The 16,499-nt window shown below is 68.2% G+C and carries 14 protein-coding genes and 1 pseudogene; 1 reads left to right on the forward strand and 14 read right to left on the reverse strand.

Annotated features, from left to right (window positions below):
- Positions 1 to 15: 15 nt before the first annotated feature.
- The 9 genes from bioB to IQ292_RS07510 all read right to left on the reverse strand — a co-directional run bounded on the left by bioB (position 16) and on the right by IQ292_RS07510 (position 8,671).
- Positions 16 to 1,005 (reverse strand): biotin synthase BioB, encoded by a 990-nt coding sequence (gene bioB / locus IQ292_RS07470; RefSeq protein WP_203309665.1) that lies wholly within the window; start codon positions 1,003 to 1,005, stop codon positions 16 to 18.
- Positions 1,002 to 1,355 carry a hypothetical protein gene (locus IQ292_RS07475; protein WP_203309666.1) on the reverse strand — a complete coding sequence of 118 codons (354 nt, stop codon included), beginning with the start codon at positions 1,353 to 1,355 and terminating at the stop codon, positions 1,002 to 1,004. The genes bioB and IQ292_RS07475 overlap by 4 nt, the downstream gene beginning before the upstream one ends.
- Positions 1,352 to 3,538, reverse strand: a complete 2,187-nt coding sequence (scpA, locus tag IQ292_RS07480; protein WP_203309730.1) for a methylmalonyl-CoA mutase — start codon at positions 3,536 to 3,538, stop codon at positions 1,352 to 1,354. Before scpA ends, IQ292_RS07475 begins: the two co-directional genes overlap by 4 nt.
- A 22-nt stretch (positions 3,539 to 3,560) precedes the next feature.
- The gene (locus tag IQ292_RS07485) at positions 3,561 to 4,343 is read right to left on the reverse strand and encodes an enoyl-CoA hydratase-related protein (RefSeq protein WP_203309667.1); all 783 of its coding nucleotides are present in this window, start codon (positions 4,341 to 4,343) and stop codon (positions 3,561 to 3,563) included.
- A gap of 97 nt (positions 4,344 to 4,440) precedes the next feature.
- Positions 4,441 to 4,866 (reverse strand): methylmalonyl-CoA epimerase, encoded by a 426-nt coding sequence (gene mce / locus IQ292_RS07490; RefSeq protein WP_203309668.1) that lies wholly within the window; start codon positions 4,864 to 4,866, stop codon positions 4,441 to 4,443.
- A complete protein-coding gene (locus IQ292_RS07495) occupies positions 4,863 to 5,054 on the reverse strand; it encodes a hypothetical protein (RefSeq protein ID WP_203309669.1) in 192 nt (63 codons plus the stop codon). Before IQ292_RS07495 ends, mce begins: the two co-directional genes overlap by 4 nt.
- A gap of 17 nt (positions 5,055 to 5,071) precedes the next feature.
- Positions 5,072 to 5,359: a hypothetical protein gene (locus IQ292_RS07500; protein WP_203309670.1), complete on the reverse strand. Its 288-nt coding sequence runs from the start codon at positions 5,357 to 5,359 to the stop codon at positions 5,072 to 5,074.
- A gap of 44 nt (positions 5,360 to 5,403) precedes the next feature.
- Positions 5,404 to 6,930 (reverse strand): acyl-CoA carboxylase subunit beta, encoded by a 1,527-nt coding sequence (locus IQ292_RS07505; RefSeq protein ID WP_203309671.1) that lies wholly within the window; start codon positions 6,928 to 6,930, stop codon positions 5,404 to 5,406.
- 181 nt (positions 6,931 to 7,111) lie between these two features.
- Positions 7,112 to 8,671 (reverse strand): GH39 family glycosyl hydrolase, encoded by a 1,560-nt coding sequence (locus IQ292_RS07510; protein ID WP_203309672.1) that lies wholly within the window; start codon positions 8,669 to 8,671, stop codon positions 7,112 to 7,114.
- 212 nt (positions 8,672 to 8,883) lie between these two features.
- On the opposite strand from IQ292_RS07510, the gene IQ292_RS07515 reads away from it, so the two are divergent.
- Complete coding sequence (locus IQ292_RS07515) at positions 8,884 to 11,706, forward strand: bifunctional YncE family protein/alkaline phosphatase family protein (protein WP_238940881.1); 2,823 nt, start codon at positions 8,884 to 8,886, stop codon at positions 11,704 to 11,706.
- Between the two features lie 116 nt (positions 11,707 to 11,822).
- Here IQ292_RS07515 and IQ292_RS07520 read toward each other — a convergent pair.
- From IQ292_RS07520 to IQ292_RS07540, 5 genes and pseudogenes are all read right to left on the reverse strand, one after another.
- Positions 11,823 to 12,839 (reverse strand): annotated as a pseudogene (locus tag IQ292_RS07520) (glycoside hydrolase family 43 protein); the annotation flags it as partial.
- Positions 12,836 to 13,876: an arabinan endo-1,5-alpha-L-arabinosidase gene (locus tag IQ292_RS07525; protein WP_203309674.1), complete on the reverse strand. Its 1,041-nt coding sequence runs from the start codon at positions 13,874 to 13,876 to the stop codon at positions 12,836 to 12,838. The gene IQ292_RS07525 and the pseudogene IQ292_RS07520, both read right to left, overlap by 4 nt.
- Positions 13,873 to 14,976, reverse strand: a complete 1,104-nt coding sequence (locus tag IQ292_RS07530; protein WP_203309675.1) for a sialidase family protein — start codon at positions 14,974 to 14,976, stop codon at positions 13,873 to 13,875. Before IQ292_RS07530 ends, IQ292_RS07525 begins: the two co-directional genes overlap by 4 nt.
- Before the next feature lie 4 nt (positions 14,977 to 14,980).
- Positions 14,981 to 16,159 (reverse strand): glycoside hydrolase 5 family protein, encoded by a 1,179-nt coding sequence (locus tag IQ292_RS07535; RefSeq protein ID WP_203309676.1) that lies wholly within the window; start codon positions 16,157 to 16,159, stop codon positions 14,981 to 14,983.
- Positions 16,160 to 16,225: 66 nt separating this feature from the next.
- A complete protein-coding gene (locus IQ292_RS07540) occupies positions 16,226 to 16,402 on the reverse strand; it encodes a hypothetical protein (protein WP_203309677.1) in 177 nt (58 codons plus the stop codon).
- Positions 16,403 to 16,499: the final 97 nt, after the last annotated feature.

The following is a 16,499-nucleotide window of genomic DNA, read 5'->3' on the forward strand; positions in this document are numbered from 1 at the left end:
TGCGGGAGGGGGGACTTACTCCGCCGCCTCCGCCAGCCGGCACTCCGCCGCCATCGGCGTGACGCCCAGCTTGGCGAACAGCGCGGCGTCCTTGTCGTCGCCGGCATTGCCCGCCGTCAGCAGCTTGTCGCCGGTGAAGATCGAATTGGCGCCTGCCATGAAGCACAGGGCCTGCGTCGCCTCGGACATGCTCTCGCGGCCCGCCGACAGGCGCACCATGCTTTCGGGCATGGTGATGCGCGCCACCGCGACGGTGCGGACGAACTCGATGTCGTCGATCTTGGCGAGCGGCGTGTCGGCCAGCATGTCGCCGAGCACCGTGCCCTTCACCGGCACCAGCGCATTGACCGGCACGCTGCCGGGATGCTCGGGCAAGGTGGCGAGCGCATGGATGAAGCCGACGCGATCCTCGCGCGTCTCGCCCATGCCGACGATGCCACCGCAGCAGACGTTGATCCCCGCCGACCGCACCGCGTCGAGCGTGTCGAGCCGCTCCTGGAAGGTGCGCGTCGTGATCACGTCGCCGTACCGCTCCGGCGAGGTGTCGATATTGTGGTTGTAATAATCGAGCCCTGCCGCCGCGAGCCGCTGCGCCTGATGCGGCTCGAGCATGCCGAGCGTCATGCAGGTCTCCATGCCCATCGCGCGCACACCCTCGACCATCGCGACGATCGCGTCCATGTCGCGGTCCTTGGGATTGCGCCACGCCGCGCCCATGCAGAAGCGGGTCGAGCCATTGTCCTTCGCCTGCGCCGCCTTCTGCAGCACGGCACGCACGTCCATCAGCTTGGTCGCCTTGACGCCGCTCTCCGCGCTGACCGATTGCGAGCAATAGCCGCAATCCTCCGGGCAGCCGCCGGTCTTGATCGACAACAGGGTCGACAATTGCACCTGGCTCGGCGCGTGATGCGCGCGATGCACGCCCTGCGCCTGCCACATCAGTTCGTCGAACGGGAGGTCGAACAAGGCTGCGATCTCGTCGCGGGTCCAGTCGTTACGGGTCATGTCAGGATCGCCGGTGTGAAGTTGTACAGGAACGCGCCGACCCCGCCCGAAAGCAGGAGGCTGACGGCCGCTTGCGCGATACGGATCGCCCGCGCAACCTTGGCGCGCGGTTGCGGCGTCACCTCGAGGCCGGCGAGGTGGGAGGCCATCAACAGGCTGACGACGCCGGCCAGGCCGATGAAGCCGAGAATGACGATCAGCTGCTTGTGCTCGAACCTCGTGCCCTGTCCGTCGGCGAAGGCGAAGACGCCGCCCAGCGAAACGAGCGCGATGCCGGTCGCATGCTTGAAGAAATCATAGGACCGGCCGAACGGCAGCTCGCCCTCCGGCGCGTCGTCCGCCTCGATCACGCGGCTTCCTCCTCGGGCGGCATGTTGTGGCCGAGCAGGCGCAGCACGTCCTCCGCCGCCTTGATCAGGTTCGTGCCGGGACCGAAGATCGCCTGCACGCCCGCATCCCGCAGCATCTGGTAATCCTGCGCCGGAATGACGCCGCCGGCGATCACCTTGATGTCGGGACGGCCCGCATCCTTCAGGTGGCCGATCAGCTCGGGGATCAGCGTCTTGTGGCCCGCCGCAAGGCTCGAGGCGCCGACGACGTCGACCTGCTTCTCCAGCGCCAGCGCGCTCGCTTCCTTCGGCGTCTGGAACAGCGGTCCCGGCACGACCTCGAAGCCGAGGTCGCCGAACATGGAGCTGACCAGATTGGCGCCGCGATCGTGCCCGTCCTGCCCCATCTTGGCGACGAGCATACGGGGCTTGCGCCCGAGCCGGCGCTCGGTCGCCTCGACGCCGCGCACCAGCCGCGCCCAGCGCTCGTCGTCGGTATAGGCGCCGCCATAGACGCCCTTCACGGGCTTGGGATGCGTGCCGAACCGGCCGAACACGTCCTCCATCGCCGCCGAGATCTCGCCCAGCGTCGCACGCGCCCGCGCCGCTTCGACCGCAAGCGCGAGCAGATTGTCACCGCCCCGCGCGCCTTCGCGCAGCGCATCGAGCGCACGCTGGCACGCGGCCTCGTCGCGCGTCGCCTTGACGCGTTCGATGCGGCGGATCTGCGCCTCGCGCACCGCGACATTGTCGACGTCGAGAATGTCGATCGGCGCCTCGTCCGCGAGACGGTATTTGTTGACGCCGACGATCACGTCCTCGCCCCGGTCGACCCGCGCCGCCCGCGCCGCCGCCGCCTCCTCGATCATCGCCTTGGGCCAGCCGGCGGCGACCGCCTTGGCCATGCCGCCCTCGCGCTCAACCCGCTCGATGATCGCCCAGGCGCCGTCGACCAGGCTCTTCGTCAGGCTCTCGACGTAATAGCTGCCGCCGAGCGGGTCGACGACCTTGGTCATCCCCGTCTCTTCCTGCAGCACGATCTGCGTGTTGCGCGCGATGCGCGCGGAGAAGTCGGTAGGCAGCGCGATCGCCTCGTCGAGCGCGTTGGTGTGCAGCGACTGGGTGCCGCCCAGCATCGCCGCCATCGCCTCGATCGTCGTGCGCATGACATTGTTGTACGGGTCCTGCTCGGTCAGCGACACGCCGCTCGTCTGGCAGTGGGTGCGCAGCATCTTGGAGCGTTCGTCCTTCGCGCCCAGCTGCGTCATCGCCCGATGCCACAGCACCCGCGCGGCGCGCAGCTTCGCCACCTCCATGAAGAAATTCATGCCGATCGCGAAGAAGAAGCTCAGCCGCCCGGCGAATTTGTCGATGTCGAGGCCCGACGCCACGCCGTATTTCACATAGTCGATGCCGTCGGCGATGGTGAAGGCGAGCTCGTGGAGCTGCGTCGCCCCTGCCTCCTGCATGTGATAGCCGCTGATCGAGATGCTGTTGAACTTCGGCATCTCGCGCGACGTATAGGCGAAGATGTCCGAGATGATCCGCATGCTCGGCTCGGGCGGATAGATGTAGGTGTTGCGGACCATGAACTCCTTGAGGATGTCGTTCTGGATGGTCCCGTCGAGCAGCTTGCGGTCGACGCCCTGTTCCTCGCCAGCGACGATGAAGAAGGCGAGGATCGGGATCACCGCGCCGTTCATCGTCATGGAGACCGACATCCGGTCGAGCGGGATGCCGTCGAACAGGATCTTCATGTCCTCGACGCTGTCGATCGCGACGCCGGCCTTGCCGACGTCGCCCGTCACGCGCGGGTGGTCGCTGTCATAGCCGCGATGCGTCGCGAGGTCGAAGGCGACAGACAGGCCCTTCTGCCCCGCGGCGAGGTTGCGACGGTAGAAGGCATTCGACTCCTCCGCAGTCGAGAAGCCGGCGTACTGGCGGATCGTCCATGGCCGACCCGCGTACATCGACGCGCGAACACCGCGCGTGAACGGCGCGAAGCCAGGGAGGCCCGGGTCCCAGCCCTCGGTGTCGGCCGCGGTGTAGAGCGGCTTGACGTCGATCCCCTCCGGCGTGTGCCAGGTCAGGTCCTTGCCCTTCACCTCCCTGGTAGCGGCAGCCTGCCAGTCGGCGAGGGTCGGGCGCGGTGTCGGCTCGGGCTGTGCCGCAGGCGCGCGCGTGCTGCCCGCGTCCTCGCCCAGGTTCGTCTCGATCTCCGTCACGTCACGCTCCCCTGAACGCGGGGGTGCGCTTCTGCAGGAAGGCCATGCCGCCCTCCATCGCATCGGCGGTGCCGCGCATCGCACGCTGATCGTCGGCCTCGCGCGCCAGCGCCGTGGCGAGATCGGTTTCGAGAGCGGCCGCCAGGCCGCGGCGAATGGCGCCGAGCGCGACCGTCGGACCGGCCGCGAGACGCGTCGCGAGCGCGAGGGCGGTGTCGTCGAGCGCGTCGTCGGCGACGACCTTGTGTATCATGCCCCAGTCCAGCGCCTTCGCAGCCGGCAAGCGCTCGCCCAGCAGCATCATCTCAGCCGCCCGCGCCCGCCCGACGAGGCGCGGCAGCAGCCAGCTCGCGCCGCCGTCGGGGACCAGACCGATGTTGACGAAGGCCTGCAGGAAATACGCGCTCTCGCTCGCGATGCAGAAATCGGCAGCGAGGGCCAGGCTGCAGCCGATACCAGCGGCCGGCCCGCGCACCGCGGTGATGACCGGCACCTTTGCACCAGCTATCGCAAGAATGGCGGGATTGTAGGATTGGGTCAGCGCGGCATGAGTCGCGGCACCGGGATCCTCGCTGCCGAGCGCCCCCATGCCGACATCCGCGCCCGAACAGAAAGCCCGACCAGCGCCCTGGATCAGGATCGCACGCGCACCGTCAAGGTCGGCGACCGCCGCGGTGATCGCCTCGAACAGCGACGGCGGCGCCGCATTGAGGCGGTCCGGCCGGTTGAGCGTCAGCACGAGCACGTCGCCGCGCCGCTCGGTCAGCAATTGATCGACGGCCATATCCGCCTCTCCCTATCTCCAAGGTTCGCCGGCAAAGCCGTGCCCGCCCGCGTCGTTGTCGGGGCCATGGACCGCGCGCGGCTTCGGTTCAAGGGGATCAGCCGTGACGCCCCTCCGCCGGGCTTTCCATCAGTTCGACCAGCATGCCGCCCATGTCGCGCGGATGGAGAAACACGATCGGTGTGCCGTGCGCACCGATGCGGGGCTCGCCGAGCACGGTCGCGCCATTCGCCGTCAGATGCGCGACCGCGGCGTGGATGTCGGGCACCTCGAAACAGACGTGATGCTGCCCGCCCGCCGGGTTCTTCTTCAGGAAGCCGGCGATCGGGGATGCATCGTCATAAGGCTCGATTAGCTCGATCTGCGTGTTCGGCGCGTCGACGAAGCACACCTTCACCCCCTGCGCCGGCAGATCGAACGGCTCCCCGATCGCCGCGGCGCCGAGCAGGGTGCGATAGGTCTCGACAGACTTGGCGATCGAGGGCGTCGCGACGCCGACATGGTTGAGACGACCGAGGTTCATTCTTCCAATCTCCGCTGGCGGGTTGCCATCGCCGCGCCTTCGATCACCCCTTCGAGGCGGCTGACCCGGTCTCGCAGGTCCGCGTGGGCATTTGCCATCTGCGACAGCTTGGCGCCCTGCTGCTCGACGGTCTTCGTCAGGTCGGCGAGCTTCTCCTGCAACAGCAGGACGGCACGCACCGCCTTCACGGTATCTCCGAGCGTGCTCACGAGCGCTTGACCTCTCCCGCGAGAACCGCGTCGACGCGAGCATTGGACTCTTCGATCGCGCGGATCGCCGCGTCGATGTCCGCTACCATCTTCGGCACGGCGACGTTCAGCTCGTCGACGAGCAGCGAGAGCTCCTCCTCTTCGCTGATCTCTCCTTCCGCCATGTACCGGCTGGTCGCCTCGCGGACGAGATGCCCCACCGACATGCCACTCCCCCGCGCGAAGGCATCCAACGCCGCCTTGTGGTCGGGGGTTGTCAGAAAGGTCACACGTTCCGTCTGCATCGCCGCACTCCTTCACATGACCTTATAATGTGCAGGAGGGTTGCTCACAACGGAATGTTGTCATGCTTTTTCCACGGATTCTCCAGCGCCTTGTTCTTCAGCTTGCGCAAGCCTAGCGCGATGCGGCGACGGGTGGAATGCGGCTGGATCACCTCGTCGATGAACCCCTTGCTCGCCGCGACGAAGGGGTTGGCGAAGCGCGCTTCGTACTCCGCCGTGCGTTCGGCGATCTCCTCGGGCGTCCGCCCGCGGAAGATGATCTCCACCGCGCCCTTGGCGCCCATCACCGCGATCTCGGCGGTCGGCCAGGCGTAGTTGAGGTCGCCGCGCAGATGCTTCGACGCCATCACGTCATAGGCGCCGCCATAGGCCTTGCGCGTGATCACGGTGATCTTGGGCACGGTCGCCTCGGCATAAGCGAAGAGCAGCTTGGCGCCGTGCTTGATGATGCCGTTATGCTCCTGCGCCGTGCCGGGCAGGAAGCCGGGAACGTCGACGAAGGTCACGATCGGGATCTCGAAGGCGTCGCAGAAACGCACGAAGCGCGCCGCCTTCTTCGATGAATTGATGTCGAGCACGCCGGCCAGCACCATCGGCTGGTTGGCGACGATACCGACGGTGCGCCCCTCGATCCGGCCGAAGCCGCAGATGATGTTCGCCGCATGCGCCGGCTGCACCTCGAAGAAGTCGCCCTCGTCGACGGTCTTCCGGATCAGCTCGTGCATATCGTAGGGCTGGTTGGCGTTCGCCGGAACGAGCGTGTCGAGGCTCGGCTCGATCCGGTCCCACGCATCCGCCGTCGGCCGCTCGGGCACGGGCTCGCGGTTCGAGGCGGGCAGGAAGTCGATGAAGTCGCGGGCGGCGAGCAGCGCCTCGATATCGTCTTCGAACGCAACGTCGGCGACGCTCGTCTTGGTGGTGTGCGTCACCGCGCCGCCCAGCGCCTCCTGCGTCACCACCTCGTTGGTCACCGTCTTCACCACGTCGGGGCCCGTGACGAACATGTAGCTCGAATCCTTCACCATGAAGATGAAGTCGGTCATCGCGGGGCTGTACACCGCGCCGCCCGCGCACGGCCCCATGATCAGGCTGAGCTGCGGCACCACGCCCGATGCGAGCACGTTGCGCTGGAACACCTCGGCATAGCCGCCAAGGCTCGCCACGCCCTCCTGGATGCGCGCGCCGCCCGAGTCATTCAGGCCGATCACGGGCGCCCCGACCTTCATCGCCATGTCCATGATCTTGCAGATCTTCTGCGCGTGCCGCTCGGACAGCGAGCCGCCGAAGACGGTGAAGTCCTGGCTGAACACGAAGACCAGCCGGCCGTTGATCGTGCCCGATCCGGTGACGACGCCATCGCCCGGTATCACCTGGTCCGCCATGCCGAAGTCGACGCAATTATGCTCGACGAACATGTCGACCTCTTCGAAGCTGCCCTCGTCCAGCAGCACGGCAAGACGCTCGCGCGCGGTCAGCTTGCCCTTGGCATGCTGCGCCGCGATGCGCTTCTCACCCCCGCCCAGGCGCGCTGCGGCGCGGCGGCGGTCGAGTTCCTGGATCGTCGATGACATGGCCTCTCCTGCGAGCGTGTCCGCCCTCTATGGCATGGCCGAACACGAGGACACGCGCCGCGGCATCGAAGCCGCGGTGTCGCGCCCCCGGGGCGACCGTTGCTTTCGCGCATAGGCAGCCGACGGCGTACGAATCAACCCCCGCGGCCCCTGCCCGACAGGCTCCGCGGCCCTCCCAGGCTCAGCGCAGACGGTCGAGCGTCGCCAGCACCACGTCGTTGCTCCGCAGCGGCACGCTCAAAACAAAGCGTCCGTCGGCGCCGACCGTCACGGTGCGCTGCACTTCCGGCAGGTCGCGCGTCAGCCCCTGCAGTTCCGCGAGTTGAGCCGGCGACAAAGTCGTGGGCGATCCCATTTCCAGCCAACGCGTCTGCGGATCGTTCGCGCGAAAGCCTGTACGGTACAACGCCAGCCTGTAGCTTCCCGGTTTGAGGCCCGTGAAGCGGAGGGAGCGCGGCGCGTCGGGCAAGGCGGGCAACACCTTCGTATAGAACGGGCGATTGCTGACGTTCTGTCGCGGCTGGCGCCAATCCCAGGTGAGCACGGCCGTGTGAACGCCATCGGTCGCGGCCATCGCCTGCGCCTCGTCCATGGGCACGTCGCGGCCGGTGAGCGCGTGGAGATATTTATAGGCGAACCAGGCCGGCTTGCGGATGCCCTCGCGGTTCATCAAGCCGAAACCGCCGTGAAACGGGGTCGGCGGCGGCCCCGACTCCTCGAACAGGTCGCTGTAGGTCCAATAGCTCATGCCCTGCGCCAAACCGCGTGTGGAACTCAGCTTCTGCAGGATATAGGCGGCGCTGATATAGCTGTCGTGGACGGGATCGCGCGGGGTGTAACTGGCGCTCCATTCGGTGAAATACAGCGGCAACCCCTTGTAGCGGGTGGCGTCGATCTCGCTGCGCACCCGGCGCACGTCGCCGATCACGGCATCCGGACTGGCCGACAGCTTGGTATCCTCCTGCCCCTTTTCGTCGAGGAACCCGCCATCCACGCCATAGGTGTGGGTGGTGACGAAATCGATCGGGATGTCGCGCGCGGCCGTCCGCGCCAGCAGGTCCGGCACCCAGGCGGCCCCGGCCGTCGCGGGTCCGCCGACCTTCAGGGCCTGGTCGATCGCCTTGATCGCGCGGGCGCTCGCCTCGTACAGCTGGAAATAGGCTTCCTTGTCCGCCTTCTCCCAGAAGCCGGCAAGGTTGGGCTCGTTCCACACTTCGAAATACCAGCGCCGCACCTCGTCCGCGCCGTAGCGTGCGCGCATGTGGCGGACGAACGCGTCGACCAGCGCACGCCATGCCTCGGGCTGCGGATGGGAGGTATTCCCCTTCCAGTAGAAGATCGTCTGGTCCGACGTCTTGATCGCATCGGGCGTGAAGCCGAGTTCGACGAACGGGCGGATACGCCGCGCGCGCAAGGCGTCGAACAGCCGGTCCAGGCCGCGCCAGTCGTAGACGATCCGCCCGTCCTGCCGCTTCACCGTGCCGAGCGCGTCGTGGAACGGAGCGTGGAAGCGGACATAACGAAAGCCGAGCTCGTCCACCGCGACGCGCAGCTGCGCCAGGCTGTCGGCACGCGACAGGGTGCCCGCGAAGTCGGAGCCGACCGACAGGTCGAACGCCCGGTCGAGCGGTGCACCTGGGCGCGCCAGGTCGACAGTCACCGCCCGCTCCTGCTGCGCCGCGCTCGGTGCCGCCCACAGCATTGCGCAGGCCAGCATCGCCGCGCGAAACCCTATCCTCATCGTCCCCTCCCGCTCCACGGTTCACCCGAGCGACTCGCCACGCGGTCGCCAAAGAGCTGGCCCCGTCGCCGTTTCGACCGACGATAGTCGGCGAGGACGAACAATGATAGCGCTCTCAGTATCGGCAACAGATGGTCAAAACCCGCTGCGCCCAGTCGGCGATCTGTCATATACCATCGCTATCGCGGCATCTTGTCCATTGGAGGCCTGCCTTGCGTCTGTTTTGCGCCCTCGTCCTTGTCGCCGCACCCGGCGTTGCCGCTTCTTCGCCCTTGCAGGATTCCAGCGGACAGGCGCTGCCGACGGGCCAGCGACTGACGCCCACCGCGGCGCCCGGCGCGCGATTCGAGCCGCTGGTGACTCATGCGGGTCCCCAGCCCGCAACCGTGGCCGACGGCGCGGCGGCGATTGCGGTCAGTCCCGACCGGCGCGAGATGCTGGTGCTGACGAGCGGCTTCAATCGCTTCAACGGGCCCGATGGCAAGGTCGTCGCCGCGCAGTCGACGCAGTTCGTGCTGCGCTACCGGATCGATGCGCGTGGCAGCCGGTTGATCCAGTCGCTGCAGGTGCCCAACAGCTTCGGCGGGATCGCCTGGCGCCCGGACGGCGGTGGATTCGTCGTCGGCGGGGGCGTGGACGATACGTTGCACCTGTTCGCTCGTCGCGGCGCGACCTTCGCGGCGGCCGGAACGATCCCCCTCGGCCATGCTGTCGGGCTCGGCGCGGACGTCAAGCCGCAGGCGGCGGGCGTCGCGGTCAGCCCGGACGGGCGCCGCGCCCTCGTCGCCAATTATTACAACGATTCGGTCAGCTTGGTCGACCTCGCCGCGCGCCGTGTCGTCGCGGAGCAGGATCTGCGTCCCGGCAAGATCGACCCGAGCCAGAGCGGGGTCGCCGGCGGCGAAAACCCCTTTGCGATCGCCTGGACCGATACGGGCCACGCCTGGGTATCCGCGCCGCGCGACCGCCAGCTCGTGGCACTGTCGGTCGGCGACGCAGGCGTTCGCGTGACCGCGCGCGTCGCGACGCTCGGCGCGCCCACCGCGCTGCTGATCGACAAGCGACAGCACCGCCTGTTCGCGACCGAGGACAATGCCGATCGGCTCGCGATCGTCGACCTCGCCGCGGGGCGCCTCGCCGCCGAGCCGCGCCTGACGCTGCCCGCCGCGCTGGCGGCACCCGCGCTCGGCAAGGGGCTCAATCCCAACGGCCTCGCGCAATTGCCGGACGGACGGCTGCTCGTCACGCTCGGCGGCATCAATGCGGTGGCGGTGGTCGCGCCTTCGGCGGGCGGCGGGGCCGTCACGGGCCTCGTCCCGACCGGCTGGTATCCCAGCGCGGTCGCGACCAGCGCCGATGGCGCGCGCGTCTTCGTCGTGAACCGCAAGAGCCCGCCGGGCCCCAATCCGAACGGTTGCGCGCCGCAGCTCGCCATCTACCGCGGACAGCCGAACGCCTGCGGCGCGGCCAACCAATATATCTTCCAGCTGGAAAAAGCGGGACTGCTGCAGTTCCCAATGCCACGGGATCCCGTCCTTGCCGCAACGACGCTGCAGGTGGCGGCCAATATCGGCCTGCCGGGCGGGGCGGACCGTGCCGCAGCCGAGGCGCGGATGGCGGCGATCCGCGCACGGATCAAGCACGTCGTCTTCATCATAAAGGAGAACCGCACCTACGACCAGGTGCTCGGCGACCTGGAGATCGGCAATGGCGACCCGCATCTCGCGATCCTGGGCCGCGCATTGTCCCCCAACCATCACCAGCTCGCGCGCCAGTTCGTCACGCTCGACAATTTCTACGACTCCGGCGAGCAGTCGAGCACCGGCTGGACCTGGTCGACAGCGGCGCGCGTGCCCGACCTGCTCGAAAAGACCGCGCCGGTGAATTACGCGCAGCGCGGCCTCGCCTATGAGGCGGAAGAGGCGGATCGCTTCGTCTACGCGCAGCAGACGCCCGCCGAACGACTAGCGACGAACCCCAAGCTCTCCCGCGACCCCGACCTGCTGCCAGGGCCCGCGCTGCTGACGGCGCCGGACCCCGAAGACGACGACAAGCCCGGACAGGGGTTCCTGTGGGACGCCGCCATCCGCGCGGGGTTGACCGTGCGCAACTACGGCTTCTCCGATGCGTCGATCTACGACACCGGCGAACCGGGCGCGGTACCTGTGGTACGCGAACCGTGGAAGGAGCACCGCCGCATCTACACGCCCGGCGACCGCCTGCTCGCGAGCCGCAGCGATCCGTATTTCCGCGGCTTCGACCAGAAACTCGCCGATTACTGGCGCGTGCTGGAGTGGCAGCGCGAATTCGACGCCGCCGATACGGCCGGCACGCTTCCCGCGCTGACGCTGCTGCGCCTCAGTCACGATCATTTCGGCGATTTCAAGGACGCGGTGGACGGCGTCGACACCGTCGAGACGCAGATGGCCGACAATGACTATGCGCTGGGCATGGTGGTGGAGCGGATCGCGCATAGCCGGGCGGCAGGCTCGACCCTCGTGTTCGTGATCGAAGACGATGCGCAGAATGGCGCGGACCATGTCGATGCCCGGCGCAGCGTGGCGTTCGTCGTCGGGCCCTATGTCCGCCAGCGCGCGCTGGTCTCGACCCGCTATACGACGGTCAACATGCTGCGGACGATCGAGGCTGTCCTGGGACTGAGACCGCTCGGCCTCAACGATGCGCTCGCCATGCCGATGGCGGATCTCTTCGACCCGGCGCAGACCGCATGGACCTACCGCGCCGAGGCGGCGGACGTGCTGCGCGCGACGAAGCTGCCGATCCCCTCCGATCGCTTCGCCGCGCGCGTGGCGGCGACGGTCGGCTGCCCCGGACGGACCGCCGGATGGTGGACGGCGGCGATGCGCGGGCAGGATTTCAGGACGGAGGACCATCTCGACACGGCCGCGTTCAACGCAGCGCTGTGGCGCGGCCTGGGCGAAGGCGCGGAGCCGACCGTCCGCAGCGGGGCCGACCTGCGCGGCGATCGTGCCCTACCCACCACGCGTCCGGAATCCTGCCCCTTGCCGGGATAGGCCGGGCCGCACGGGTCCCGCCAGCGGCTGGTCCGGACGCTAGCTGGTCCGGACGCTATATGCGTCGCTCCCGCCGAGCGTTCCTCGCAACTCCTATTGTGTCAGACCCTCGCGCCGGGAACGCCGAAGTCCGGGCTGCCGTCGGCACGGTAGCTGAAATACTGCGCACGCGTATGCCGGTTGGGATCGAACAGCGGATCGCCGACGATCTTGTCGTAATCGCGCGCGTGATAGATCAGCACGTCGCGACCATGTTCATCCACGGTGAAGCTGTTGTGGCCGGGACCGAAGCGCCGGTTCGCGACCGAAGTCTGGAACACCGGCTGCTGCGACTTCGCCCAGCTCGCCGGATCCATGATGTTGCTGTCCCCATCGGCGGTCAGCATTCCCATGCAATAGCGCGCGTCGGTCGCACTCGCCGAATAGGTCAGGAACAGCTTGCCGCCATGCGCGAGCAGGGCCGGTGCCTCCGCGACCTTGTAGCCGCGTATCTCCCAGGGCAGCATCGGGACGGTCAGCCGCGCGGGTGGGGCCGCCAGCGTCAGTGGCGTCGCGAGCGGTGCGAGGTAGATGTTACTGTTGGTGTCGATGCCGGGCTCCCGCTGCGCCCAGGCGAGATAGCGGGTTCCGCGATGGACGAAGCTCGTCGAGTCGAGCGTGAAACTGTCCCATGGGGTCTGCAACTGACCCAGTTCCGACCAGCGCCCGGTCATCGGATCGGGACCATCGCAGCGCAACGCGAAGGTACGGATGCGGAAGACGTCCGCGCCGCCGCCGCTCGGCCCGGCGGCGAAGTACATGATCCAGTGCCCGTCGATCAGATGCAGTTCGGGCGCCCAGATGAACCCCGACATCGGCCCGCTGGCTGGATGCCGCCACAGCACCGTCTCGCTCGCGGTGGACAGGCCGGCGATCGATCGCGCGCGGCGCAGCACGAGCCGGTCGTATTCGGGGACCGAGGCGGTCATGTAATACCAGCCGTCGGTGTGTCGGAACACCTGCGCATCGGCGCGCTGCCGGACGAGCGGGTCCGGAAACGTCTCGCGGCGTGGCTCCGCTGCGGCGAGCGCCGGCTCCGCCAGCAACGTCAGCGCGCCTGCCACGAACAGACGGCGCCCGGTATCGATGGTCATCGTGCCTCTCCCTCTTCGCTGGCGACGGGCCAGCCGTCCGCGCCCCAGCGAAGGCGCGCCAGCCGCAGGGTCGGCACACCGTTTCGCTCGCGATCATAGGCGTGGTAGACGATATAGTCTGTGCCGTCCGCGTCACGGACGTGGCCGACATGGCCCGGCCCGCGGAACCGCTGCTTTTCCTGAAGGTCGGCACGGAGCAGGATGGTGCCGCCACCTGCCATCATCGCGCTGCCGTCCTTGCCCAGATACGGCCCCTCGACGCGGCGCGAGCGGCCGATGACGCTGTAATAGGTGCTGTTCACGCCCTTGCAGCAGTAATCGTAGGACGCGATCAGCCAGTACCAGCCGCCATGTGCGAAGATGTACGGCGCTTCGACGATGGACGGCGCGCCGCTTGGGACCGGACGCCGGGCGATCGCGATCGGCCTCGCGCCGGGGTGGAGCAGCTTGCCGGTATGCGGATCGAGCGGAAACAGCTTGAGCCCCGTCCAGAAGCTGCCGAGCGATAGCCACTGTCGCCCCTGCGCGTCCGCCAGGAAGGCGGGGTCGATCGCGTTGTAATCGTCGGCGGGGGTAGACATCACCACCATGCCTTCGTCGCGCCAGCCGTAATCGGGCGCGTTCGGGTCCAGGCTGCGGCTGGTGGCAAGACCGATGGCCGAGTGGTTCGACCCGAAGGTGGAGACGGCATAATACAGGCGGTAGCGACCATCGACGTAGCTGATATCGGGCGCCCACATGTTCTTCGCGCCGGGAATCGCCTTTGCCGCCCATGCGGGCATGGCGCTGAACGGCGGCCGCTCCCGCTCCCAGTGGATGCGATCGCGCGACCGGCGAGCGGACATTATGCCCTGCCCGTCCGGCCCGATCCCGGTCGAGAAGACGTGATAGCCGTCTGGCGCGCGAATGATGACGGGATCGTGCACGGGCGCCACGTCCCCCGCCAGCGGCAGCGACGGCGTCTGCGCCACGGCCGCGAGCGCCAGACACCCGCCTAGCATCGCCGCCACCCGTGCCGTGATCGTTCCTATCGTCATCGCATCCCCCGCTTCCCCAGATAGGCGCGACAGCGATGCTCCGCGTCATAGGCCGACGCGATCTCCATCAATGTCCGGCCACCGTCGCGCGGCACCAGCATGCTGGCATAATTGGGGCAGTAATTGTCGTAGGCGGCTGGCACCTGCACCGGTGCCGCGGTCGTCCGCCACGGCCCCTGTCCGCCGCGCTGCTCCAGCACGACCCGCCCGTTGAGCGGCGAGACGCTGTCGTCCGCTTCGAAGACCATCTGCCCCACCACCAGCAGCCGGTCGCCGCTTGCCGCGACGGTCGGCGCATGGGCCAGATATTGCCCTGCCGCGGTTTGGACCCGCACACCGGGGTCGCGCGGATCGCCATAGTCCCAGCCGTCGCGCGAATAGCGGATATACACCGCGCATCGGCCCGGTCCGCAGATCTCATAGGTCATCGCGGTCCGTCCGTCCGCCATCCGCGCGGTCGTCGCCATGCCGGGACGATCCGCCTGCCGGTGGCCACGCACCAGATCGCCCGTGTCGCGCCAGGTCACTCCGTCATAGCTGCGCGCACGGCGCAGTCGCTGGCTGCAGCACGGATCGGTCTCGTCGGACCAGAAGACCACCAGCGCACCGTCGCGCGCCACGTCGAACTGCGGCTCCCACACGCCCGTGCCGATCGGCCCACCCGTAGCGAGTTCGCTGTGCGGTCGCCAATGCGTGCCGTCGTCGCTGCGATAGACGCGGATCGTCGTCTGCCGCCCCAGATGGTATGTCGCCGCGTAGAGGAAACTGCCGGCGGCGAGGTCGCCGACGCGCCGCGGCACTTCGTACAGCACGCCGCAGCAGCGTTCGGTCGTACCCGCAGGTTGCGGGATAGGCGACACCGGCGCCCAGCTGCGGCCCTCGTCGCCGCTCTGGAGGATGCCGGCGAGCGTCGCCAGCATCAGCCGCCCCTTCCACCGCGCATTCTGCCTGACCTCGAAGGCACGGGGATAAAGCGTCGCCCCCGCGATGGCGACCGGCGCGACCGGCGTCGTCGGGGCGGCGCGCTCCTCCGCCCAGCCGGTCGCCGACGTCATCGCGGCGATCGCCGCCACCCATGCCTGCGCCGGCCGCATGGTCACCGGCTCAGCGCCGTCCGCGTCGCGCGGCCGCGACCGGCGCCGCCGCGACAGCGGGCTGCGGCACGACGCCCTTCGGCGCCGCGCTCAGTCGCCGGATCAGGTCCGTCTCCGCCTGGCGATAGGGCGTGCCGTCCGCGCGGAACACCTCGTGGAACCAGACCGTCGGCTCGTCCATCGTATAGGGCTTCTTCCAGCTGTCCCATGGCAGCCGTGTCTGCGTCCTGCCGTCGACGAAGCCCCAGTTGATCATGCCGACGTTGAGCCGCTTGCCAACCGGCAGCACTGTGTCGAACGTCGATCCGTTGCCGCGCGCCATGAACTCGGTGCAGATCACCGGGCGACCGTAGGGCATCAGCTGCCGCACGCGCCGCTCGAATATCTCGGGCCAGTTATAATCGTGGAACGTGATGACGTCGGACTGGCCGAGCTGCAGCTTTTCCATCGGCGTCTGCTTGCCCGCATCGGGCGACCAGTCATCGTGCCACCAGACGCCGGAGGTGACGGGTTGCGCGGGGTCGGCCGCGCGCGCCCAGTCGAACACCTGCGCCAGCATGGCGCGCACGAGCGGCTCCTTGCCCTCCTGTCCCTTGTACTGGTCGGCGGGATTATCCGGCTCGTTCCACAGATCCCAGCCGAGGATACGATCGTCGTCCTTGAACGCGCCGATCACGCCCTGGACATAGGCCTTGTACCGCGGCCAGCCGGCCCGGTCGCGCAGCCCCGCCATGCCGGGTCCCTGCACCCAGCCCGAGTTGTGGACGCCGGGGATCGGCGGATGCTGTGGCCCCAGCTTCGGGTCGGGATCCCAGCAGCTGTCGAACAGCACGAACAGCGGTCGGATGCCATGGCGGTGCGCGATGGTCAGGAATTCGTCGATCCGCCGTTTGAACCCTTCCGGATCCTGCGCCCAGAGCTGGTCGTGCAGGAACACGCGCATCGTGTTCATGCCGATGCCCTGTGCCAGCGCGAATTCGCTGTCGATGCGCTTCGGATCCCAGGTCTGCGCCTGCCACATCTCCAGCTGGTTGATCGCGCTGGCCGGCGCGTAATTGGATCCGACTAGCCATGGCTGGCGCGCATACCAGGCGTTCGCCTGCGCCGCGCTCCAGCGCTCGCGCGCCGACGCCGGCGTTGCGGCAAGCACCGCGGCGGATGCGAGAAGCAGCGTATAAAACGGTTTCATGATGAAGCTCCTGTTACGCGGGACGACCCGCCAGCCGGACCAACGATGGACCGGCGAGTCGGCTTGTCAGGCAAGATAAATGGTGCGTCGGGCGGCGTCGGCACCGTACGAAAGGCCGCCAAACGGCGTGTTCGCCTGGACCATCGACAGAATGCAAAACGGCACCGCATCCAGGCCGCAGCGCGAGGACACCGCCGTAAGACGCTTGGAATATACGATATCCGCGACCGGTAATTGCCTCATCGCTTCTCCCTCTCCCTCTTGCGGCGCGTGCCGCCCGCCCATTCTCCGGGGCGGCTCCATCATCGCGGCATGCCCCGGCCAAGACAAGGGCAGAAGT

The organism is Sphingomonas beigongshangi, assembly GCF_016820445.1.
Taxonomy (GTDB): Bacteria; Pseudomonadota; Alphaproteobacteria; order Sphingomonadales; family Sphingomonadaceae; genus Sphingomonas; species Sphingomonas beigongshangi.